Source organism: Sporosarcina sp. P3, from assembly GCF_002743415.1.
Classification (GTDB): domain Bacteria; phylum Bacillota; class Bacilli; order Bacillales_A; family Planococcaceae; genus Sporosarcina; species Sporosarcina ureae_A.
In genome coordinates this window covers 69890-91571 of sequence record NZ_PDZE01000012.1, presented here as the reverse complement: position 1 = coordinate 91571, position 21682 = coordinate 69890, and the positions used below count along the sequence as shown (strand labels likewise).

The window sequence follows — 21682 nt, the reverse complement described above, 5'->3', positions numbered from 1 at the left end:
AAATAACAAATGTGGCTCAGTAGCTCAGTCGGTAGAGCAAAGGACTGAAAATCCTTGTGTCGGCGGTTCGATTCCGTCCTGAGCCACCATGAATGCGGGTATAGTTTAGTGGTAAAACCTCAGCCTTCCAAGCTGATGATGGGAGTTCGATTCTCCCTACCCGCTCCAATATGGGCCTATAGCTCAGCTGGTTAGAGCGCACGCCTGATAAGCGTGAGGTCGGTGGTTCGAGTCCACTTAGGCCCACCATTCCGCAGTAGCTCAGTGGTAGAGCAATCGGCTGTTAACCGATCGGTCGTAAGTTCGAGTCTTACCTGCGGAGCCATTTTATGGGGAAGTACTCAAGTGGCTCAAGAGGCGCCCCTGCTAAGGGTGTAGATCGCGAAAGCGGTGCGAGGGTTCGAATCCCTCCTTCTCCGCCATAATTTTGGCCCCTTGGTCAAGCGGTTAAGACACCGCCCTTTCACGGCGGTATCACGGGTTCGAATCCCGTAGGGGTCATACATACAAAAAGGTATTGCATAACTATGCAATACCTTTTTTCTATTTCTTCATTAACAATTATAGTAGGAAGTCACGGATAGTTCGACAGTATGTTTGCCATAGTGTAGACTTGTGCTGCCCATAGAGGTGTTACTGCTGTTTACTACCCGCAAACTGACAATTTGTATTATATAAAGTTTACTGAACCTATAGAACGAAAACCTATGTAAAAGAGTACGTCCCACAAGCCTTACTCATGGCACGTACTCTTTTGAATTAATTATCTTCGTCCGCGTCAATATAGCTATCACGTTCTTTATACGGGATGTCGCCTAACGGTGATTCAATCCCTTCTTCGTCTAACTCCTCTTCATATTCTATTGCTTCTTCATTACGTACAAAGCCAGCAGGTTCGCCTGTAATGTCGGACACTGCAAACTCTTCGTATTCTTCTGCGCTATCATCATTTTCTTCATCGTATAAATCCTCGTAGTCACGGTTTTTATTACCTGAGAAGTCGGAAGGGGTTTCAGATGTTCCGGATTGCGCAATCTCCTGGAAGCTATCTTCGTAATCTATTGCATCACCTTCTCTTCGTGCGGCAAATGAATTAGGATCTGCCATGATTAATATATCTTCTTCTACTGGTCGATCAGTCGGCACATCTTTCTGTGCGTCTTCAATACACACAGTAGTGTAAGGGATTGCTTCTAAGCGTTCTACTTGTATTTCCTTACCACAGACTTCACATGTACCGTACGTGCCGTCTTTGATAGCTTGTAATGCGTTCTGGACTTTCTCCAATTCACTTTCAGCGTGTGTGTTAAGTGCCATGTCCTTTTCGCGCTCGTACAATTCTGTTCCCATGTCAGCAGGGTGATTATCATACATCGATAATTCACCTACATTTTCTTGGGCATTTTTGACGATTTCGGTCTCATTTTCTGTTTCAGTTAAACGGTCTTCCATTTCCCGTAATTCTTTTTCGAGTTGTTGAATTTTTGTAGTTGTTAACAATGTAGTCACGACCCTTTCTATGTGGCTTTCCTAGTAAATCTATGAAGTCTGAGAAAGCTTTCTTATTCAGTCTTTCCCTGTTTACAAGCTAGAGTAAACCTTTACAACAAAAAACGTCCACCTTTTACAGTGTGGACGTTGTGGTTGTTGTTTATTCAGATGAAGTGAGCAATGAGAATGCCGATACCGAGAAGCAGTCCGAATAGCGTATTTGTAACGCCAGTATCCTTCATTGCCGGCATGACTTGAATGGGTTGTTCATGCTTGCGGAAAGTTTTCGTTGCATGGAGCGGCTTGGGGATGCTCAGTAGTACGAGTAATGCCCATGGAGATACATGCCCTGTCACAACCAGTACAATGATCCATACGTATGAGATGATGAAAAACGTTGCCAATATGGTAACAGCATGATTTCGCCCTACGAGAATCGCCATAGTCTTTCTGCCACCCTTAGTATCCTGCACAATATCACGAATATTATTTGCTAACATAATGGCTCCGACTAATAGCATGCTTGGTACAGATAGTAATATCGCATTGCCCGTGACAGTTCCTGTTTGGATATAAAATGCGATCAAGATCAAGAGCATGCCCATAACAAACCCAGAAACGAGCTCACCGAATGGCGTATATGCAATCGGGTAGGGTCCTCCTGTATACAAATAGCCAATCAACATGGCAACGGAACCTACGGCAGCTAACCACCAGGAAGTTTCCATGCAAATGTAAATGCCTAGTAGAACAGATAAGCCATACAGAGTGAGTGCTAGGTTTAATACAGTTTTAGGTTGTACACCGTTTCGCACGATCGTACCGCCAATACCAATCGAGTGTTCATCATCGAGTCCTCGCTTAAAATCATAATATTCATTGAACATATTGGTGGCCATCTGTAAAAATAAACTGGCTACAAGCATCGCTAAAAATAGTGGAAAATGAAGTGAACCGTATTGTAGCGCAATCATGGTTCCTAAAAAGACGGGTGCAAATGCGGCAGTCAATGTGTGAGGACGTGTTAGTTGCCACCAAACTCGCCAGCCGGTATCGGTTTCTATAGTGTGTTGCACGGGTAATCTCTCCTTATACATGTAGTCATCATCTGATAGTATACAACAAAAACAACCAGTTAGGTAAGAAGAGACAACCATAAAAGATAATTGTCGAATGCTCTCCTGCACAGCGAGACATTATATATTAAGTACAGCGTCCAATGTGCTAGAATAGAGGTACTTATCGTTCGAAGAAAGTATGGCTGAACGTAAATTGTCGAAAAACATATAGCATGATGAGAAGGAGAGAGTAGGATGATTCGGAAATTAACCGATCGAGAGAAGACGGTTCCGGCAACAGGCGCTGAATCTAGATTTTTTACGGAAACATTGGAAGTGGAAACGCTTAGTCCGCTTGCTTTTTTTGAAGCTGGCCTATCACATTATGGTGAGCATCGTTTCTTCTGGCAGAATGCAGATAAGACAGTAAAGCTTGTCGGTTTGGGTCAGGCTACAGTTTTAACAGCAGAGATGGATCGGTTTCAGTCGATATCTTCACAATGGGCAACGTTATGTGAAGGATTGATTAAGGAAGAAAAAGATATCGATCCAGTGTTGTTTGGCGGATTTTCTTTTGATCCCCATACGCGTCAAGATGATGAGTGGCGTGCTTTTCCGGCTGCTTATTTCACTGTGCCTTTATTCCAATTGAAAATCGAAAAAGGTAAAACGTATGTGTCTATAAATTATATTACAGAGGAACCGCAAGCGGCAGCAGACTTTGAAGCATTGCGTCAAGAACGTGACCGCTTGATCCATATTGCACAAATTGACGAATTCACGTTCCAAGGCAAGCCAGACGTAATCAAACAAACTGAATTGGCGACGGAACGCTATATGGACGCGGTCGAGCACGTAACCTCGCATATTAAAGCGCAAGAGGCAGAGAAAGTAGTCATTGCACGTAAAATTAAACTGACTTTCGAAGAAGAATTCCAAAAGGCTGCTGCATTGCATACCATTACCAATGAGCAGTCCGCTAGTTATCACTTTGGCCTGCAAATTGGCGATGAGATGTTCTTCGGTGCGACTCCTGAGCGATTGGTTGAGATTTATAATGGACATGCATATTCAGCGTGTGTAGCAGGTTCTATAGAACGCGGAAAGACGTCTCAAGAAGACCAACGACTTGGTGAAGTGCTATTACGAGATAAAAAAAATCGTGAAGAACATCAATATGTAGTTGATATGATTACACAAGTCTTTGCGGAATTCTGTACATCATTGCAAGTCAATAAAACACCAAAACTTTTGAAGGTACGGGATATACAGCATTTGTTCACACCGGTTGAAGGGAAGCTTGCGAACGACATGGATATATTCCGTTTAGTAGAAGCTCTTCATCCGACGCCTGCTTTAGGTGGTGTGCCGCGTCAAGAAGCGCTCGAAATCATCCGCGAAGAAGAGCAAATGGATCGTGGCTTTTATGCCGGACCAATAGGCTGGGTGGATTCTGCAGGTAATGGAGAATTTGCGGTAGCGATCCGCTCTGGACTGCTAACTGGTAATGAAGCCTATTTATATGCTGGTGGCGGTATTGTCGCTGATTCTACACCAATGGAAGAATATGCAGAAACATGGGTGAAATTCCGTCCTGTGTTACGCGCGCTCGGAGGCCGTTTACATGAATGATCACGAAACAGGATTGACGAGTTATGTGCTTCGCTTAACGGATACTCTTATTCGACAAGGTGCGAAAAAGGCGGTTATTAGTCCAGGTTCCAGATCCACACCGCTTGCGTATGCATTTACGAATTCGAAGGATATGCAGACCTATATGCATACTGATGAGCGTTCAGCAGCTTTTTACGCGCTTGGATTAGTGAAGGCAACTGGGCAGCCAGTTGTTTTACTATGTACGTCAGGAACAGCAGCATCGAACTATCATCCTGCAATTACTGAAGCATTTTATGCAAGATTGCCATTGATCGTCATCACAGCGGATCGTCCGCATGAATTGCGTGAAGTAGGGGCTCCACAGGCGATAGATCAAATTCGCATGTTTGGGGAACACGTCAAAGATAGCGTCGATTTTCCTATTCCTGAAAATCGAGAAGACATCTTACGCTATATGGAACAACGTGCAGTTAGACTTCTTTCTGTTGCGAAAACGGCACCACAAGGACCTGTGCACTTGAATGTACCATTTCGAGAACCTCTATTAATTGATTTACAAGCAACCGCGCCTGCCACCCGGTTCCAACAACAGATAGTAGGGAAATTGGCTGTAACGGAAGAAATGAAAGCAGTACTGGAAACGTCCGTTACGCAATCGAAAAAAGGAATACTTGTTATGGGGGAGCAAGCAACTACTCTAGACAAAGAACGTTTCTGGCAGTTTGCTAAAGCACTTCAATGGCCCGTACTATGTGATCCGTTATCCAATCTACGCTCACAAGTACCGGCAGATTGTGACGATCTTTGTATTGATCAGTATGACGCGTTGCTAAAAAGTGAAGTGTTTGCCGAAAACATGCGACCTGATTGCGTCATACGATTCGGTCCGCAGCCCATCTCTAAGCCACTACTCTTGTTTTTAAAGAAGACTTGTCCAGAAACGTATATTGTGGTGGATGATTCACCAAATTATCGTGACCCAATTGGGCTGACTACTCATCATTTGCAAGTGAGTGCAGCAAGTATTTGGCAGCAAGTATCGGTGCCTCGCGAGCGAACTGCGTATACAAAACAGTGGGCTAAAGCCAATCAAATTTCCACAGATGTTATGAACGAAGATCAACATTTCCAGCAAGATGAAGGGCACTTCGTTCGTCAATTCATTGCCAATTTACCGGATGGCTCGGATGTAGTCTGCAGCAGTAGTATGCCGATTCGGGACTTGGATACTCATTTCAAAAAGACGAATCGTGATATTTCATTGTTCTGCAATCGAGGGACGAATGGGATTGATGGGGTAGTCTCGACTGCTCTTGGTATTCAAGAAGGCCGCAAACGTACGACGTATTTATTAATTGGAGATTTGGCGTTTTTGCATGACGTCAATGGATTGATCATTTCTCGTTTACAGCAAACCGATTTGACGATTGTTCTAATTAATAACAATGGCGGTGGAATTTTCTCTTATTTGCCGCAAGCTTCTATTGAACACCATTATGAGCAATTATTTGGAACACCCACTAATTTAACGTTCCATCCTATCGCAGCGATGTATGAGGCACAATACGATGCGGTCGATACAACACAAGCATTTGAACAGGCGATGCAAACAGATAAAACAGCTAATCTACGCATCATTGAAGTGGCGACAGTGCGTGCAGACAATGTGGAAGCGCATCGTTCTGTGTGGCGGGAGATCGCGAAGAGGGTGGAACGCATTGACGACTGAAGTACTGACAATCAGAGGTATTGATACGCATGTGGCACGATACGGAAATGAGCAATTGCCTGCAGTTGTCCTGTTGCATGGTTTCACAGGTTCAATAGCTACTTGGCAGAAAACGATTGAAGCACTTATGACGGATTATTATGTAATAGCAGTTGATCTGATCGGACATGGCAAGACGGAAGCGCCTGAAACGATGAACCGCTACAAAATGGAAGAACAGATCAAGGATTTGTATGAAGTTTTGCAGAAGCTTGAGATTGAGAAAACGGTGGTAATTGGTTACTCGATGGGAGGGCGTGTGGCCTTAGGTTTTACTGCAATGTATCCCGAAAAGGTGACGAGTCTGGTGCTTGAGAGCAGTTCACCAGGCTTGCGTACGTCAGAACAGCAGCTCGCAAGACGAACAGCAGATGCCAAGCTTGCGGATAGGATAGAGCAGCAAGGAATAATAGAATTCGTTGACTTTTGGCAGGAGATTCCATTGTTTCAGTCACAGAAGAAGTTATCTGCGTCACAACAGCAGGCAGTGCGTAATGAACGCCTCAATCAACGGCCGATTGGGTTGGCAAACAGTTTACGGGGCATAGGGACGGGCAGTCAGCCTTCTTACTGGCAGTCGCTCGAGCAACTTTCACTTCCTGTTTTATTGCTTACTGGTAGTGAAGATGTGAAATTTGAAAGTATTGCGCAGGAAATAATGAAAAGCCTGCCAAATGCGCAGCATGAAACGATAAAAGACGCGGGGCATGCAATTCACGTGGAAAAACCTCAACAATTTGTTACAATGATAAAGAGTTACCTGAAAAAAATGTAAAAAACGAGGAGGAATTTATTATGACCCGTCAATGGGAAACGCTTCGTACATATGATGATATCAAGTACGAAATGTACAATGGTATCGCAAAAATTACGATTAATCGTCCGGAAGTACGCAACGCATTCCGTCCGAAAACCGTAATGGAACTAATCGATGCATTTTCACGTGCAAGAGATGATCAGCGAATCGGAGTGATCGTGTTAACTGGTGAAGGAGAGAAAGCGTTCTGTTCAGGAGGCGATCAATCTGTTCGTGGTCACGGTGGATACGTTGGAGATGACGAAATTCCACGCTTGAACGTCTTGGATCTTCAGCGTTTAATTCGCGTTATTCCAAAGCCAGTTGTCGCAATGGTCGCAGGATACGCAATCGGTGGCGGTCACGTGTTGCATGTAGTGTGTGACTTAACCATCGCTGCAGACAATGCACGTTTCGGACAAACAGGACCTACTGTAGGCTCATTTGACGCAGGATATGGTTCAGGATACCTTGCACGCATTATAGGTCATAAAAAAGCACGTGAAATTTGGTACCTATGCCGTCAATACGACGCACAAGAAGCACTTGATATGGGCTTAGTCAACACAGTGGTTCCTTATGAGCAGCTGGAAGACGAAACCGTTCAATGGTGTGAAGAAATGCTAGCCAAGAGTCCAACTGCACTTCGCTTCTTGAAAGCAGCAATGAACGCCGATACAGACGGCTTGGCTGGACTTCAGCAATTAGCTGGTGACGCAACATTGCTTTATTACACAACGGATGAAGCGAAAGAAGGACGCGATGCGTTTAAAGAAAAGCGTAAACCAGACTTCGATCAATTCCCACGTTTCCCTTAAATAAATGAAAGCTGCCTAATTGGGGCAGCTTTTTCATTACGTTAATTTTTAATTGGAGGAATTACTTATGATGATCCCTAATTGGCTTATGCAACGGGCGAAATTGACGCCTGACGCATCCGCTTTAGTTACTGGGCAAGGACACTGGTCATACCGCGAACTATATGAACAATCCCTTGAAATCGCACAACAACTTCATCATCTCGGAGTTCAGTCAAATAGTAGGGTTGCGTTGCTTAGCCAGTCTAATGACCAAACGGTTCTTTTCATCCATGCATGTTGGTTAGTAAGTGCGGAAATAGTCTGTCTGAACAATCGACTGACAGAACAGGAACTACGCTGGCAGATACGCGATTCCGAAGCAAAAATTGTGCTGATAGATGATCAAATACAGACCCGTCTAGAATTAGATGACGTCGAGAGCCTATTCTATTCTGCAGTTCGGAAGTCTGAACGAAAAGAGTTCGCCATGCAGGAACAGTGGGGTGAAGATCAGACGCTTTCAATTATGTACACTTCAGGCACTACAGGTGTTCCTAAAGGCGTTCGTCAGACAGCAGGCAATCATACGTCGAGCGCACTCGCATCTGCGCTGAATCTCGGGTTGACTGACAAAGATTCATGGCTTTGTATGATGCCGTTATTCCACATAAGTGGCTTATCAATTGTCATTCGCTCCGTGATCTACGGAATGGAAATGCGCCTGTACGAAAAATTTGATGCAAAAGAAGCTGCTGCACAAATTATAGCAGGGCGCGTCACGGCCATGTCGGTCGTTGCCTTGACGTTGGATCAAATTGTTCGTGTAATGGAAACAACGAATAGTAAAGCACATCCACTCTTCCGTACGATGCTCGTTGGTGGGGGACCTGTGCCACTAGATTATTTGGAGCGTGCCACCGCATGTGGACTACCAATACTTCAGACGTACGGTATGACTGAAACATGTTCGCAAACGACAACTCTTGGAAAAGCAGATGCCACGCGAAAAGTTGGTTCAGCAGGTAAACCATTATTTTTCAATCAAATTGCAATTAAAGATACCGCTCAACCAGGTGAAGTAGGTGAAGTGCTCATAAAAGGCCCCCACGTGACGCCAGGTTACATCGGAAGCCAGAGTACACGCAATGCGTTGACCGAAGACGGTTGGCTTGCTACAGGGGATGCTGGCTATCTTGACGAGGAAGGCTATTTATTCATCGTCGATCGACGTGCTGATTTAATCATTTCAGGTGGCGAGAATATTTATCCTGCTGAGATTGAAAATATTTTGCTAGCGCATCCCGCTATAAGAGAAGCGGGCGTATGTGGTAAAGAAGATACCGAGTGGGGGCAAGTACCTGTTGCATTCCTCGTTGGTTCTGTCAGGGAAGATGAACTGTTGGAATTCTGTTCCAAACGTTTAGCACGATATAAACTACCGAAAGAATTTCGATTCGTAGAGCAATTGCCACGTAATGCATCAAATAAACTGATGCGATTCGAATTGAAAAAATGGTTATAAAAAAACAGTGGAGTATTCGTCCACTGTTAGTTTCCTAATGCTTTTTGTAGTACTTCCAGATTTTGTTCCATGAGAGTGAAGTACGTTTCTTCTTTTTGGATATCCTCTTCAGTAAGTACACTCAAATTATGCAAAGTAAGCGCTTCGGCATTCAGTTCTTTTTTGATAACTTCAGCCAATTTTGAGCTGACGTTTTGTTCAAATAAAATATACTGGATGTCTTGCTCTTTCGCATCTTTAACAAGAGAAGCTAATTCCTTTTGAGAAGGTTCATTTTGGGAATCAAGACCAGATACTGCGAGTTGCTGTAATCCGTAAGCGTCAGCCAAGTAGCCAAATGCTGCATGAGACACGAAGAATGTTTTGTTAGGTGCGTCATCAGCCATTTTTTTAAATCCGCGATCCAATTCTTCTAATTCATCATATAACCTATCAAAGTTCTTTTTAAAAGACTCTGCATGCTCAGGCAATTCATCTGACAACTCTTGCGTAATTTTCTCTGCCAGCTTCGTGCTGAGATAAGGAGAGATCCAAACATGTGGATCGATCGCATCTTCATGCCCGTGAGCGTCATGCTCTACTTCACCAGGTTCGTGGGAATGTCCACCTTCTAATTCCTCAGGATCGATAGAATCGGCAATCGGAACAAACAGAATATCTTCATTCTGCAACGTTTTCTCTGTCTTTTGTACAAAACCTTCAAGTCCAAGTCCGATATAGAAGAACAAATCTCCCTTGGCCAAGGTCATCATATCTTTCTGTGTAGGTTCAAAGACGTGCTCATCTGTACCAGGCGGATAAATGGATTTCACATCAACATACTCCCCACCAATGCGTTCAGTGAAATATTGCAATGGGTAGACTGTCGTATAGACGAGTAATTGATCGGACGACGAATCATCCGGCTCAGTTGTCGTAGTATTGGTACAACCACTTAAAACGAGCAGCAGAGCGGCACCAAGCAACAGCAAACGATTTTTCATTAGAAAAGCCTCCGTTACGTAATCGGAATGATTACTATTTAGATTGTTTTCTCATCATACAAGATATGCTATCTGTTTGCAACCTAGTTCGGTGTATTTTTATTCATTTTTCTAGGGGGTACCGGATCAAATCCACCTTTATGAAATGGATGACATTTTAAAATTCGTATTACCGCAAGCCAACTCCCTTTGAGCACTCCATGTGTCTCAATAGCCTCCACCCCATAATGTGAACATGTCGGATGAAATCGACAAGAGGGCGGCGATAAGGGAGAAATAAACTTCTGGTAGAAGCGAATCAGCTGTATTACTACTTTCTTTAGCATTTTTATCACCTTCAGACGTAATAAGGTTTAGTTTACCTATATATGTGGTAAATTAAAAGAGAGAAGCATAAAACGATTAGAGGAGTGTTTTTTTATGTCTAAGGAATTAATTCAGGAGCTAAACAAACAAGTATCTACATGGTCGGTGTTGTATGCGAAACTTCATAACTATCACTGGTATGTAAAAGGTAGTCATTTCTTCACGCTACACGCTAAATTTGAAGAGTTATACAATGAAGCGACATTGCATATGGACGAAATTGCAGAACGCGTACTGACATTGGGCGGCGAGCCGACTGCAACACTGACACAGCATTTGTCTGAATCTGTTGTCGACGAAGCAAAAGGCACAGAAAAAGCGAATGATATGGTGCAAACATTAGTAGATGACTTTGATAAGACAATGAAATCATTGAAAAAAGGTATGGATCTTGCAGCGAAGGATTCCGATGATATGACGGAAGATATGTTGAACGCAGTTTATCAGAGCGTTGAGAAGCATCAGTGGATGTTAAATGCATTCCTTGGCGAAACAAACGAGTAATCCCCCTTCATTCATCAAAAAATTAACCGATAGTAAGAAGTGAATACCAGGGAGGAGTTGAACGACATGGATATCAATTCAATTATGTCCAGCCAGTTGAGAAGCTTGCAATCAACCGTTCAAATGAGCGTCATGAACAAAGCCCTTTCAATGGAGACTTCTGCTATGAATGATATGTTGAATGGCCTCGAAAATCAACCGGTCACGCATCCAACAAAAGGCGCATCTATTGATATCAAGGCTTGATAGGGGAGCACACATCTCATATGAGTAGAGATGTGTGTTTTTTTATGGAAGTAAGCAAAGATCCTGTTAGAATATAATTAAAATTAGACGTAGTAGGAGGTATACTGAAGATGGCTCAAGGACAGTTTTTGCGAAACCTAATTATTGAAACTCCTTCTAAACCGGGGAATCTTGGAAAGGTAACTATGGCAATCGGTCAGCTGAATGGAGATATCGGTGACATCCAGACGATTAAAGTAGGAACGCTTTCCACGATTAGAGAAATCGCACTACAATGTAATGATCAAGAGCATTTGGCTGAAATAGTTATGGCGATTGAGAACTTGAAGCAAGGTATTAAAGTTCAAGCCGTGACCGATGATGTTCTGCAAATGCATGAGGGTGGAAAAATTCATATGAAAGCCGCACATGAAATCCGTTCACTTGCAGATCTACGAAGAGTGTATACACCGGGAGTGGCAAGTGTATGCAAAACTATTCAAGAGGATCCCGAACAGGCAAATTATTTCACAGGTATTTCAAATACAGTAGCCATCGTGACAGATGGAACGGCCATTTTAGGACTTGGAGATATTGGCCCTGTAGCAGGTATGCCTGTCATGGAAGGGAAAGCTGTTTTGTTTGATCAATTTGTTGGTATTAGTGGTATTCCGATTTTACTTGATACGAGTGATCCCGATGAAGTCGTAGAAACAGTCAAACATATCCATCAAGGCTTTGGTGCCATTTTATTGGAAGATATCGGGTCTCCGCATTGCTTTGAAATCGAAGAGCGTTTGAAAAAAGAATTACCGATCCCAGTTATGCATGATGATCAGCACGGCACAGCAGTCGTGGCATTGGCAGCAGCGCTCACAGCATGCAAACATGTCGGAGTGGAGCTCGGCAATGCTTCAGTGGGACAAATCGGTCTTGGTGCAGCAGGCTTAGCCATTAGTCGTATGTTTATGGCGTATGGTGTAGCAGAAATGAAAGGAACAGACCCTAATCCTCATGCAAAAGAGATGTTAGCGGAATATGGCGGTACTGTTGTTGAAACACTGGAGGAAATCATGGAGACTTGTGATGTAGTGATCGCGACAACTGGCGTAGCTAATCTGATCAAGCCGGAAATGATTCGTAAAGGTCAAATTATCTTGGCATTATCTAATCCAAATGCAGAAATTACGCCAGAAATTGCATTGGAAGCAGGCGCAGCCTATGCAGCAGATGGCCGTTTAGTCAATAACGTTCTTGGTTTCCCCGGAATTTTTCGAGGTGCACTGAATGCCAATGCGAAGTCCATCACATATCCAATGCTCATCGCTGCGGCTTTGGCGATTGTAGACAGCACAAAGCGTGATGATTTAGTGCCACATCCATTAGATCCAAATGTACACATTAACGTGGCGTTGGCAGTCGAAAAAGTAGTGTATGAAGAACAAAATCAAGAATTATAATACGATGACCTATTAACAAAATACCGTTAATAGGTTTTTTTGTAGCAGAATAAACTTTTCATAACGAGGCATCCTACGTAAAAAAGAAAGTAGGATGATTATGACAGAAGAAAAATATCCGATGTATATATCACTTAATCACAAAATGGTGCTCACAGATCCTCACGCTTCGACATGGGAATACAAAGTAGAAGTTACAAGAGAAGCATATCCCGTATTCGAAAAATTATTTTCTCAAATGGAGCAGTTGGAATTTCAAAACTTTTTACGGTCCCATTTACCGTATATTCCGTATCACTATGACCAAGACAATGACAAAGTGGACGTACGTTTGAAGAAGGTCTTCGCCTTGATTCATGAATACACCGATGATGAATCTAAACGTTTTATCGAGCAACTGCCGCTATTTCGTTGAATTTTCATTTGCCTTTCCGCTACACTAGAGGAAAGGACGTGACCCATATTGCTGAAATTTGAAGATTTGCAGGGAGCCAATGTCGAATTGACTTTCGGACCCAATCCACATCATATCGAATCTCGCCATGTTCTCGTTATGATTAAGCACGATAATCACTGGTTATTGACCAAACATCGAATTCGCGGCATGGAGTTCCCAGGTGGAAAGGCGGAGCCGGGAGAGACAATTGAACAAGCTGCCATTCGGGAAACAATGGAAGAGACAGGAGTCACCATAGATAACGTCCATTCATTTGCGGAGTACGTCGTCTTTACTGATCCACCGTTCTGCAAAGCCGTTTTCACAGGAGATATCATACATGTGAAAAAAGACTTTACATTAATGGAAACCGAAGGAGCGGTGTGGATGACAGACGCTGAACTAGACGCCTGTACGGAACTTAGTTTCCATATGAAAGACCGCGGAATGGGCGAACTAAGGAAGTGGGTGGAAGCGAATGATGGAACAAACTGATGGTCAAATCATTCGAAGAAAAGACTATCCTTCCCCAAACCCACATGTAACATTAGAAGAGATCACCTATAGTTCTGATGGCTTGCATGTAAAAGGGTTACTCGCAACGCCAAAAGCAATAGGACGGTATGACGGCTTGCTTTATTTACGTGGGGGCATACAACATGTGGGAATGGTAAGACCAGCCCGAATTGCACAATTTGCGTCCCATGGGCTTGTCGTTTTCGCTCCTTACTATCGCGGAAATCGCGGTGGTGAAGGGAAAGATGAATTTGCCGGAGAAGATCGAAATGATGCAGTAGTAGGAGTGGAAGTACTGAAACAGCAACGTGCTGTAAACTCGGATCGCATTCATCTGTTTTCTTTTTCAAGAGGTGGAATCATGGCATTATGGACAGCTATTATGCGCGATGATTTAACTTCCATGGTGACATGGGCAGGGGTCTCAGACGTGGTATTCACCTACAAAGAGCGACAGGACATGCGCCGGATGATGAAGCGTGTCATTGGTGGCACGCCGAATAATCAACCAGATGCGTATCGCGAGAGGACAGCATTGTTTCGAATGGAAGATATCGATATTCCGACACTGATTATCCATGGGACTCTTGATACGAATGTGTCTTTTGAACAGGCTTTATTGCTGGAAAATGCATTGCGTGATGAGAATAAAGAATTTGAAACTTGGTACTTGGAAGGCTATACGCATTATATTCCTCCTGAAATGAACCGGCAACTTGTGAAAGACGCAGTGGATTGGATGAAGAGGCATTGAGGAGTAAATATAGCAGATATCTACTCTTAACTCGTTGCTCGAGTTGCTATCAGGGTTGAAAGAGGATAAATACTAGCGACTATGTGTTACTAATTTTTAACTTCGTAAAAAAACTCACCTTGTCAAAGCCAAAAGAGATATAAAACCAATAAAGAGGCTGACCAGGATCCTGGTCAGCCTTTTTCATATAAGATTACTTTCTAACGGGTGGTCCGCCTTTAATTGCGATGTCTTCTGAAACGTGTGAGAATTTCTTGAAGTTTTCACGGAAAGCATCAGCTAAACGGTTTGCTTCTTTATCGTATTCGTTTGGATCTTCCCAAGCGTAACGGGGGTGTAAGACATTGCTTGGTACACCTTCGATTTCAAGTGGCATGTTCAATCCAAAGATTTCGTTCTTCTTTGTTTCTACATTGTCCAATTTACCAGCGATTGCTGCACGTACCATTGAACGTGTGTAGCCTAAGTTCATACGTGAACCTACTCCATAGATTCCGCCAGTCCATCCTGTATTCACAAGGAATACTTTTGAACCGTGCTCATCGATTTTCTTTCCAAGCATCTCTGCATATGTTGCTGCAGGAAGTGGTAAGAACGGTGAACCGAAGCAAGTAGAGAATGTTGGTTCTGGAGCAGTGATTCCACGCTCAGTTCCAGCCAATTTGGAAGTGAAACCGCTCAAGAAGTGGTACATTGCCTGTTCTTTTGTAAGAATCGAGATTGGAGGCAATACACCGGAAGCATCAGCTGTAAGGAATATGATGTTCTTCGGGTGACCAGCAACTGACGGTGTCACGATATTATCAATGTTTTCGATCGGATACGCAGCACGTGTGTTTTCTGTCAATGATTTATCATCGTAATCTGGAATACGCGTTTCCTCATCCAGTACTACGTTTTCTAAAACTGCGCCAAAACGAATAGCTCCGAAAATTTCAGGTTCTTTTTCAGCGGAAAGGTTGATACATTTTGCGTAACATCCACCTTCAATGTTAAATACACCATTATCAGACCAGCCATGCTCATCGTCACCAATAAGTTTACGGTTAGCATCTGCTGAAAGTGTCGTTTTACCTGTTCCAGAAAGACCGAAGAATAGAGCTACATCGCCTTCTTCTCCAACGTTTGCTGAACAGTGCATAGATAAGATATCTTGCTCAGGAAGCAAGAAGTTCATAACGGAGAAAATAGACTTTTTCATTTCTCCAGCGTACTCTGTACCACCGATCAAAACGATGCGCTTTTCAAGCGACACCATGATGAACGTTTCAGAGTTTGTGCCATCCACTTTTGGATCCGCTTTGAATGAAGGGGCAGCCAAAATTGTGAATTGCGATTCGTGTGTTTTTAATTCTTCTTCAGTTGGACGGATGAATAATTGGTGAACAAACAAGTTTTGCCAAGCTAATTCATTAATGACTTGGATAGACAGTTGAGAGTCTTTATCTGCGCCTGCAAATCCTTTAAATACGAAGAGTTCATCTTTTACCTTCAAATGATCGATGACTTTCGTGTATAATGAATCAAAGATCTCTTCTGAAATTGGACTGTTCGTGCTACCCCAATCTACTTTGTCCTTAGACACTGCATCTTCAACGATGAATTTGTCCTTAGGAGAGCGTCCTGTATATTTACCTGTACGTGCAGTGATCGCACCGTCAGCAGAAAGTTGTGCTTCGCCTCTTGCTACTGCTTTTTCTGTTAATTCCGCCACAGACGCTTGGATCGTCACGTTGCTTCCACTAAGAAGACTTTTTAAACTATCATCAATTTTTGCAGATATCATGTTTACATACCGTCCTTTGCGTAGTCGATTTATTTTTATCTTGATAAGAATATCCTAATTCGTAAATAGTATAACACATTAAGAATATTAATCTATACTAATGGAAAACTCAAGTGATTTAGGATAAATTATTTGACAAAATCCAAACTTTTTAATACGATGTGACATGAACGGATACTCTTATCCCGAGTTGGTGGAGGGTACAGGCCCTGTGAAACCCGGCAACCTGCAATAGACTTACGTCTAACGCGAAGGTGCCAAACCTGAAGCAAGGTTTAATTCCTTGGACGATAAGAGTGAAAGGTGCTGCGCGTGAAATTTTGCCTTTTACTCATGGATTGAATATGAGTAGAGGGCTTTTTATATTGTCTAGCCCTGAATCCTTATGGTATATGCTTGACGTCTAGGCGTGGAACTTTACCAGGGACTTATGAGAGTACCGTATCATGTTGCTTAATATAGGGGGAAACAAAATGACAAATCGTCGACTGTTTACATCAGAATCAGTTACAGAAGGCCATCCTGACAAGATGTGCGACCAAATCTCAGATGCAATTTTAGATGCAATCCTAATAGAGGATCCCAATGCGCGTGTGGCATGTGAAACGAGCATCACGACTGGACTCGTATTAGTAATGGGAGAAATCACTACGACAACGTATGTGGATATTCCAAAAGTCGTTCGCGATACGGTAAAGGAAATCGGGTATGTTCGTGCGAAATACGGCTTCGATTACGAAACGTCCGCTGTGCTTACATCTATTGACGAACAATCACCTGAAATCGCTGCAAGTGTCAACGTGGCACTCGAAGCACGTGAAGGTTCTATGTCAGATGAAGAATTAGATGCAATCGGTGCAGGAGACCAAGGTCTAATGTTTGGATACGCATGTAATGAAACACCGGAATTAATGCCTTTACCAATTAGCCTTTCTCATAAATTGGCACATCGCTTGGCACAAGCTCGAAAAGAAGAGCTAATTACGTATTTACGTCCTGACGGAAAAACACAAGTAACGGTAGAATACGATCAAGATAATAATCCCGTGCGGATTGACACCATCGTTATTTCTACACAACATCACCCTGAAGCAACACTCGAGCAAATCGAGAAGGATATTAAGAAGGTTGTCATTGATGCTGTAGTGCCAAAAAACTTATTGGACGAGCAAACTAAATACTTCATTAATCCGACTGGCAGCTTTGTTGTAGGTGGGCCTCAAGGAGACTCCGGTCTGACTGGACGTAAAATCATCGTCGACACGTACGGTGGATATGCCCGTCATGGTGGCGGTGCATTCTCAGGAAAAGACGCTACAAAAGTAGACCGTTCGGCTTCTTATGCAGCACGCTATGTTGCAAAGAATATCGTGGCAGCAGGACTTGCTGAGCACTGTGAAGTTCAGCTAGCGTACGCTATTGGAGTAGCGAGCCCAGTGTCGATCTCGATCAATACATTCGACACGGGTAAACTTTCCGAGACTCAATTAGTGGAGTTCGTACGTGAATTATTTGACCTACGTCCAGCGGGAATCATCAAAATGCTTGACCTGCGTCGTCCAATTTACAAACAAACCGCAGCATACGGTCACTTCGGCCGCACTGACATCGAATTGCCATGGGAGCAGACGGATAAAGTGGAAGCATTGAAAGAACGCGCTAGTAAGGTACGTGTGGAACAATAAGTTAATACAATGCAGAAAGAGAACTCATAGTCTCTTTCTGCATTTTTTATTTCCTTGCTGGCGAAATATGAAGAGGGATCATTTCATAGTCTGCCTCTTTATAGGCTACTTGTAATCCTTTATTTTCAATATCTTTTTTTAACACCCTTTTTTGTTTCACTTCCACATCAAACGAACCGCTGAATGGATAATTCTCTACCTTCATCGTGTGCTGATCTGCAAAGTATATTCCAATTCGTCCTTTCGGTAATGAATGGAAGTGATCTGGTGAAGGAATGCCATCACGAAAAAATATATGTTCATTTGCTTTGTCGACACCTGGATCATTCACACAACAATACAAGGAGAAATTGTCTCCAAGCTGAAGCAAAGCGAAATGCTTGTCAAATAATTCTTTAGTGAATCCTTCGACTTCCTTACATAATCGTTCTCGACGACACTGTTCCCCTTCGATAAATAGCTTTGCTTCTTTCTCGTTGTGGCTTTGTATAAACTTTTCATAATGAATACTGCAAAGCATAGCTGCATAGATATCTATATTTTCGACAACATCGATTCCTTGACGATAAAGGACTGTTTTGGGGAGAAGAGGGAAGTCGGTGAATTGAAAGGGTGCAGACTCTGCATCATTCCAAAAAGGCTGTTCGTCAAAAGGAGCCCAACCAATGTCATGGTTCCTAATGGCAGTTAAAACAGAACGGCGCCATTGATCATCAGGAAACATCTCCTTTTTCCAGTGTTTCATTAATTCTTCAGCAAGGTGGGCATGATGATGTTGCTGCACAAAACTGAATGACTTCTCGTATTCACGTACAATCATTGTACTTCATCCTTTCTCATCGGGAGGTGCGCCGTCGTTTTGTATAATTTCTTCTTTTATTTCTTCCTGTAATTTCTCCATTCTTTCCACTTCTTCTTGATACATTTCATCAGCTTCTGTTGTAGCTGGAATAAGTGGCTCTTCATTGAAGTCCACACGTTTTCCATATCGAAGTAGCTCATAAATGATCATACCGTTATTCGGCTTGCCATTTACCGTTTTCATGGGGATCGAGTCAAATAATACAAAATAGAAAGCGTAAAAAATAAAACGGTTCCAGAATGTTTTCGAGTCTTCGAAATAACCATTGGCAATCAGCGCATTCATTGTGAGCGCTACGATTACATTAATCAAAATCGGTCCCGCGTATATACATATATAAGCAAAATTACTTTTTCTCTTTACGGAATCAAAAGAAAACCAGCTATTCACATGATAGTATTTTCGTATATCTAAAACGCCTAATTTAAAAAGTCTGGGCCCAGAACCAATAGTGAGTCTGGCATTTTTCACACCGAAAAGCCCACTAATAACAAAATAACCAGCTTCTCTTAGGAATGTAACGACAGGTAAAATAATGAAAGCAGAAATTACCAAGCCGATGAGGTCTGCTAAACCAAACATATCATGTCGACTCCTTCTATAAGTTCTTCCTATAATGAATCAATGGTGTAATAGTAAAATACCCATTTTCCTCAAAATAAATCGTTTTAGTCGCATTGTTTCATAAGCATGCTAGTAGAAGGTATGTTTAATTTAATGGAGAGTGGGAAATTATAAAATATCAGCAGAGTACACATAGTATTCTAAGGAGGAATAGAACATGGCGAAAATAGCAGTAGAAGTACCATTTGATGACGTGAAAAAAGCATTAGAAGAAAAAGGACATGAGGTGAAGATGTTCGCAAGTGATGAACATCTAAGCGGCTATGACATGGGCGTTGTACGTGCACTAAGCGATGTCAATATCGACCAATTCGACTTCCCGGTAGTGAGCATTGAAGGCAATTCCGTACAAGACATTGTAGAAGATGTTGAAAAACGATTACATCGCTAAAGAATGAATATATTCTATTTAGAACTGAGGGACAAATCCACTAAGGATTTGTTCTTCAGTTTTTTTTATGGAAAATGAAAGAATAAATCGTAAGTGCCTGCTTGCTATGTGTAGTAAAGGTGATTCCGCGTCACGTTGCTTTTAGAAGTTGACAAGTTCCCAATGGAACAGTAAACTGGTCAACATTGACTCGTGAGTCAATCAATAAAAAGAAGTGAGTTGAACAACCTTTATGTCACCCCGAAAGAATGAAAAAATGAAAGAGATTCGCGATACTCGGCAGCATGAATTAACAGAAGCTGCAATCGTATTGTTTGGTACGAAAGGGTATGCAGCAACAAAAATCAGTGATATTACAAACAAAGCCGAACAAAGTCATGGCTTGTTTTATCATTATTTCAAGTCTAAAGAAGATCTGTATGTCAAGATCATTCTGGAGTTACTCTCTGTAATCATCCGTACGGTAGATCAAGCAGAGGAGAAACATGATAGTCCTCTAAAGCAATTAGAATGGCTCACAGAAGTAACCCACTCTGGCTCATTAAGAGATGGAGTGCACCGCCATATCCTGATCATGCAAGCTTTATATTCTGATCATTTATCACAAGAAGTGAAAGAAGAAATTGTAGAGAAATATCGATTCATGGTCGAACGTATTGAGAAAATTATTATAAGAGGACAAATCGCGGGAGAATTTATTGAAGGAGATGCAGAGGAATTGGCTGTATATCATTTATCATTAGTAAATGGTTTATTATTAACAAATGCTCGGAAGATTTCACCTATTAAAGTATCAGCTGACAAAGTATTACGCCAACTTACATGTCATCCAAGACAGGAGGATGACCAATGAAACGCATGTTGAAACCAACGATCATATCTATCTCGATGGCAACAGTTATGGCAGGAGCGGCTATTTCCCCAGCCCTAGGATTGATTGCAGCAAACTTCCCAGAGGCCAGTCCTGTAATGATCAAGCTGATTTTAACCGCTCCTTCTTTATTCATCATCCCATTTACATTTGTCTCTAGTTGGTTAACATCAAAAATACCCAAACGCACAGTTGCTTTGATCGGTTTATTCATTTATGTAGTCGCAGGGGTAGGAGCACAGTTTACTAACACGATTGAAATGTTACTAGCCCTTCGGTTTGTGTTAGGGGCAGGTGTCGGTTTAGTAATGCCACTTGGGATCACATTAATCAGTGATCATTTTAGAGGTCGTGAGCAAGTGAAGATGATGGGTTATAATTCAGCTTTCAGCAATTTTGGCGGAATTGTAACTATGATGCTAGCAGGTTACTTAGCTGCAATTAGTTGGAGAGCTCCGTTTAATGTGTATTTGATGGGTGTTGTGATTTTCATCATGGTCTTCCTATTCTTGCCGAAAGACACTCCGCTTACACAGGATAAAAGCAAACAAAGAAGTAAAATGCCACTGATGGTTTTCGGATACGCAGCAGCTTCTGCAGGTATAATGCTAGTTTACTATTCGGTTGCTACGAATATGGCACTCTACTTGGAGCAAAGCGATATAGGTGGTTCTGCATTGGCGGGAACAGTAATTTCCTTTACAACTGTAGGAGGAATGATTACGAGTCTGACATTGATTCAGCTACAAGATATCCTGAAATCGTATATCATGCCGATCAGTATATTTTTAATGGGTCTTGCATTTACTGGTTTGGCTCTAAGTCATTCTGTCCCACTCATTTTAGCATGCACTTGCATAATTGGTTTTGGACAAGGAATTTTGTTCCCGATGATTAACGTTAAAGCGTTGAGCTTAGTCAATCCTCTACATAGTGACCGTGTGATTGCTATAGTGTCCAGTTCGATTTTTATTGGTCAGTTCAGCTCGCCTTTACTATTAGACGGCATTGCAAGTTTAGCAGGCTTTCCCACAATCCGTTTTCAATACTCCGTGATAGGTATTGCGCTAGGCATCACGGTGTTACTACTCATTTTATTTAAGGTTTTCAGAAAACCTAAAATGTCGACAATGGAAGCATAAATAAAAAATGAGACGTACCCAATTT

22 protein-coding genes, 6 tRNA genes and 1 riboswitch are annotated in these 21682 nt (G+C 42.4%); of the genes, 21 read left to right on the top strand and 7 right to left on the bottom strand.

Annotated elements, in window-relative coordinates:
* Positions 1-13 precede the first annotated feature (13 nt).
* The 6 genes from CSV61_RS13905 to CSV61_RS13880 all read left to right on the top strand — a co-directional run bounded on the left by CSV61_RS13905 (position 14) and on the right by CSV61_RS13880 (position 501).
* Positions 14-89 (top strand) — tRNA-Phe (locus CSV61_RS13905).
* Positions 90-94: 5 nt separating this feature from the next.
* A tRNA-Gly gene (locus CSV61_RS13900) sits at positions 95-168 on the top strand.
* A 4-nt stretch (positions 169-172) separates the two neighbouring features.
* Positions 173-249 (top strand) — tRNA-Ile (locus CSV61_RS13895).
* A gap of 1 nt (position 250) precedes the next feature.
* Positions 251-325: transfer RNA gene (locus CSV61_RS13890), tRNA-Asn, on the top strand.
* A 6-nt stretch (positions 326-331) separates the two neighbouring features.
* A tRNA-Ser gene (locus CSV61_RS13885) sits at positions 332-422 on the top strand.
* Between the two features lie 7 nt (positions 423-429).
* Positions 430-501, top strand: a tRNA-Glu gene (locus tag CSV61_RS13880).
* Between the two features lie 258 nt (positions 502-759).
* Here the strand turns inward: CSV61_RS13880 and CSV61_RS13875 are convergent.
* Both CSV61_RS13875 and CSV61_RS13870 read right to left on the bottom strand, forming a co-directional pair.
* Positions 760-1509 carry a TraR/DksA C4-type zinc finger protein gene (locus CSV61_RS13875; protein WP_369824390.1) on the bottom strand — a complete coding sequence of 250 codons (750 nt, stop codon included), beginning with the start codon at positions 1507-1509 and terminating at the stop codon, positions 760-762.
* Between the two features lie 146 nt (positions 1510-1655).
* On the bottom strand, positions 1656-2567 hold the full coding sequence (locus tag CSV61_RS13870; RefSeq protein WP_099639695.1) for a 1,4-dihydroxy-2-naphthoate polyprenyltransferase: 912 nt from the start codon (positions 2565-2567) through the stop codon (positions 1656-1658).
* Positions 2568-2804: 237 nt separating this feature from the next.
* On the opposite strand from CSV61_RS13870, the gene CSV61_RS13865 reads away from it, so the two are divergent.
* The 5 genes from CSV61_RS13865 (at position 2805) to CSV61_RS13845 (ending at position 9052) form a co-directional block, all read left to right on the top strand.
* Positions 2805-4181 (top strand): isochorismate synthase, encoded by a 1377-nt coding sequence (locus CSV61_RS13865; RefSeq protein WP_099639694.1) that lies wholly within the window; start codon positions 2805-2807, stop codon positions 4179-4181.
* Positions 4174-5895 carry a 2-succinyl-5-enolpyruvyl-6-hydroxy-3-cyclohexene-1-carboxylic-acid synthase gene (menD, locus tag CSV61_RS13860; protein ID WP_099639693.1) on the top strand — a complete coding sequence of 574 codons (1722 nt, stop codon included), beginning with the start codon at positions 4174-4176 and terminating at the stop codon, positions 5893-5895. Before CSV61_RS13865 ends, menD begins: the two co-directional genes overlap by 8 nt.
* Positions 5885-6709, top strand: a complete 825-nt coding sequence (gene menH / locus CSV61_RS13855; protein ID WP_233193625.1) for a 2-succinyl-6-hydroxy-2,4-cyclohexadiene-1-carboxylate synthase — start codon at positions 5885-5887, stop codon at positions 6707-6709. The genes menD and menH overlap by 11 nt, the downstream gene beginning before the upstream one ends.
* Before the next feature lie 20 nt (positions 6710-6729).
* The gene (menB, locus tag CSV61_RS13850) at positions 6730-7548 is read left to right on the top strand and encodes a 1,4-dihydroxy-2-naphthoyl-CoA synthase (RefSeq protein ID WP_099639692.1); all 819 of its coding nucleotides are present in this window, start codon (positions 6730-6732) and stop codon (positions 7546-7548) included.
* Positions 7549-7615: 67 nt separating this feature from the next.
* The gene (locus CSV61_RS13845; RefSeq protein ID WP_233193623.1) at positions 7616-9052 is read left to right on the top strand and encodes an o-succinylbenzoate--CoA ligase; all 1437 of its coding nucleotides are present in this window, start codon (positions 7616-7618) and stop codon (positions 9050-9052) included.
* 26 nt (positions 9053-9078) lie between these two features.
* Here the strand turns inward: CSV61_RS13845 and CSV61_RS13840 are convergent, their stop codons facing one another.
* Together CSV61_RS13840 and yidD are read right to left on the bottom strand one after the other, a co-directional pair.
* Positions 9079-10035 (bottom strand): metal ABC transporter solute-binding protein, Zn/Mn family, encoded by a 957-nt coding sequence (locus tag CSV61_RS13840; RefSeq protein WP_099639691.1) that lies wholly within the window; start codon positions 10033-10035, stop codon positions 9079-9081.
* 83 nt (positions 10036-10118) lie between these two features.
* Positions 10119-10361 (bottom strand): membrane protein insertion efficiency factor YidD, encoded by a 243-nt coding sequence (gene yidD, locus CSV61_RS13835; RefSeq protein ID WP_099639690.1) that lies wholly within the window; start codon positions 10359-10361, stop codon positions 10119-10121.
* Between the two features lie 94 nt (positions 10362-10455).
* Between yidD and CSV61_RS13830 the strand changes: the two genes are divergently transcribed.
* The 6 genes from CSV61_RS13830 (at position 10456) to CSV61_RS13805 (ending at position 14296) form a co-directional block, all read left to right on the top strand.
* Positions 10456-10905: a Dps family protein gene (locus CSV61_RS13830; RefSeq protein WP_083032853.1), complete on the top strand. Its 450-nt coding sequence runs from the start codon at positions 10456-10458 to the stop codon at positions 10903-10905.
* 66 nt (positions 10906-10971) lie between these two features.
* Positions 10972-11151 (top strand): putative motility protein, encoded by a 180-nt coding sequence (locus CSV61_RS13825; protein WP_099639689.1) that lies wholly within the window; start codon positions 10972-10974, stop codon positions 11149-11151.
* A gap of 110 nt (positions 11152-11261) precedes the next feature.
* Positions 11262-12590, top strand: coding sequence for an NAD-dependent malic enzyme (locus CSV61_RS13820; RefSeq protein WP_099639688.1), 1329 nt, complete (start codon positions 11262-11264; stop codon positions 12588-12590).
* A 100-nt stretch (positions 12591-12690) separates the two neighbouring features.
* A complete protein-coding gene (locus CSV61_RS13815; RefSeq protein WP_233193621.1) occupies positions 12691-13005 on the top strand; it encodes a transposase in 315 nt (104 codons plus the stop codon).
* Positions 13006-13053: 48 nt separating this feature from the next.
* Positions 13054-13521 carry an NUDIX hydrolase gene (locus CSV61_RS13810; protein ID WP_233193619.1) on the top strand — a complete coding sequence of 156 codons (468 nt, stop codon included), beginning with the start codon at positions 13054-13056 and terminating at the stop codon, positions 13519-13521.
* Positions 13505-14296, top strand: a complete 792-nt coding sequence (locus CSV61_RS13805) for an alpha/beta hydrolase family protein (protein WP_099639687.1) — start codon at positions 13505-13507, stop codon at positions 14294-14296. The genes CSV61_RS13810 and CSV61_RS13805 overlap by 17 nt, the downstream gene beginning before the upstream one ends.
* 193 nt (positions 14297-14489) lie before the next feature.
* Here the strand turns inward: CSV61_RS13805 and pckA are convergent, their stop codons facing one another.
* Positions 14490-16082: a phosphoenolpyruvate carboxykinase (ATP) gene (gene pckA / locus CSV61_RS13800; RefSeq protein ID WP_099639686.1), complete on the bottom strand. Its 1593-nt coding sequence runs from the start codon at positions 16080-16082 to the stop codon at positions 14490-14492.
* 177 nt (positions 16083-16259) lie between these two features.
* Positions 16260-16379, top strand: a riboswitch (SAM riboswitch).
* A 176-nt stretch (positions 16380-16555) separates the two neighbouring features.
* On the opposite strand from pckA, the gene metK reads away from it, so the two are divergent.
* Positions 16556-17767, top strand: a complete 1212-nt coding sequence (gene metK / locus CSV61_RS13795; protein WP_099639685.1) for a methionine adenosyltransferase — start codon at positions 16556-16558, stop codon at positions 17765-17767.
* Between the two features lie 46 nt (positions 17768-17813).
* Here metK and CSV61_RS13790 read toward each other — a convergent pair whose 3' ends face one another.
* Positions 17814-18587, bottom strand: a complete 774-nt coding sequence (locus CSV61_RS13790) for a DUF3891 family protein (protein ID WP_099639684.1) — start codon at positions 18585-18587, stop codon at positions 17814-17816.
* Between the two features lie 6 nt (positions 18588-18593).
* Positions 18594-19211 (bottom strand): hypothetical protein, encoded by a 618-nt coding sequence (locus CSV61_RS13785; protein WP_099639683.1) that lies wholly within the window; start codon positions 19209-19211, stop codon positions 18594-18596.
* Positions 19212-19410: 199 nt separating this feature from the next.
* Here CSV61_RS13785 and CSV61_RS13780 point away from each other — a divergent pair, with 199 nt between their 5' ends.
* From CSV61_RS13780 to CSV61_RS13770, 3 genes are all read left to right on the top strand, one after another.
* Entirely contained in the window at positions 19411-19644 is a 234-nt protein-coding gene (locus CSV61_RS13780) for a YkuS family protein (protein ID WP_083032832.1), read from the top strand.
* Between the two features lie 232 nt (positions 19645-19876).
* Positions 19877-20497 (top strand): TetR/AcrR family transcriptional regulator, encoded by a 621-nt coding sequence (locus CSV61_RS13775; protein WP_099639682.1) that lies wholly within the window; start codon positions 19877-19879, stop codon positions 20495-20497.
* Positions 20494-21657 carry an MFS transporter gene (locus CSV61_RS13770; protein ID WP_233193618.1) on the top strand — a complete coding sequence of 388 codons (1164 nt, stop codon included), beginning with the start codon at positions 20494-20496 and terminating at the stop codon, positions 21655-21657. Before CSV61_RS13775 ends, CSV61_RS13770 begins: the two co-directional genes overlap by 4 nt.
* Positions 21658-21682 lie beyond the last annotated feature (25 nt).

Coding starts and splice junctions, on each gene's coding strand:
- CSV61_RS13845 (WP_233193623.1), top strand. CDS start 7,616: ATGATGATCCCTAATTGGCTTATGCAACGGGCGAAATTGACGCCTGAC.
- CSV61_RS13840 (WP_099639691.1), bottom strand. CDS start 10,035: ATGAAAAATCGTTTGCTGTTGCTTGGTGCCGCTCTGCTGCTCGTTTTA.
- CSV61_RS13820 (WP_099639688.1), top strand. CDS start 11,262: ATGGCTCAAGGACAGTTTTTGCGAAACCTAATTATTGAAACTCCTTCT.
- CSV61_RS13815 (WP_233193621.1), top strand. CDS start 12,691: ATGACAGAAGAAAAATATCCGATGTATATATCACTTAATCACAAAATG.
- CSV61_RS13825 (WP_099639689.1), top strand. CDS start 10,972: ATGGATATCAATTCAATTATGTCCAGCCAGTTGAGAAGCTTGCAATCA.
- CSV61_RS13865 (WP_099639694.1), top strand. CDS start 2,805: ATGATTCGGAAATTAACCGATCGAGAGAAGACGGTTCCGGCAACAGGC.
- menB (WP_099639692.1), top strand. CDS start 6,730: ATGACCCGTCAATGGGAAACGCTTCGTACATATGATGATATCAAGTAC.
- CSV61_RS13780 (WP_083032832.1), top strand. CDS start 19,411: ATGGCGAAAATAGCAGTAGAAGTACCATTTGATGACGTGAAAAAAGCA.
- CSV61_RS13770 (WP_233193618.1), top strand. CDS start 20,494: ATGAAACGCATGTTGAAACCAACGATCATATCTATCTCGATGGCAACA.
- CSV61_RS13785 (WP_099639683.1), bottom strand. CDS start 19,211: ATGTTTGGTTTAGCAGACCTCATCGGCTTGGTAATTTCTGCTTTCATT.
- CSV61_RS13805 (WP_099639687.1), top strand. CDS start 13,505: ATGATGGAACAAACTGATGGTCAAATCATTCGAAGAAAAGACTATCCT.
- yidD (WP_099639690.1), bottom strand. CDS start 10,361: ATGCTAAAGAAAGTAGTAATACAGCTGATTCGCTTCTACCAGAAGTTT.
- pckA (WP_099639686.1), bottom strand. CDS start 16,082: ATGATATCTGCAAAAATTGATGATAGTTTAAAAAGTCTTCTTAGTGGA.
- CSV61_RS13830 (WP_083032853.1), top strand. CDS start 10,456: ATGTCTAAGGAATTAATTCAGGAGCTAAACAAACAAGTATCTACATGG.
- metK (WP_099639685.1), top strand. CDS start 16,556: ATGACAAATCGTCGACTGTTTACATCAGAATCAGTTACAGAAGGCCAT.
- menD (WP_099639693.1), top strand. CDS start 4,174: ATGAATGATCACGAAACAGGATTGACGAGTTATGTGCTTCGCTTAACG.
- CSV61_RS13775 (WP_099639682.1), top strand. CDS start 19,877: ATGTCACCCCGAAAGAATGAAAAAATGAAAGAGATTCGCGATACTCGG.
- CSV61_RS13790 (WP_099639684.1), bottom strand. CDS start 18,587: ATGATTGTACGTGAATACGAGAAGTCATTCAGTTTTGTGCAGCAACAT.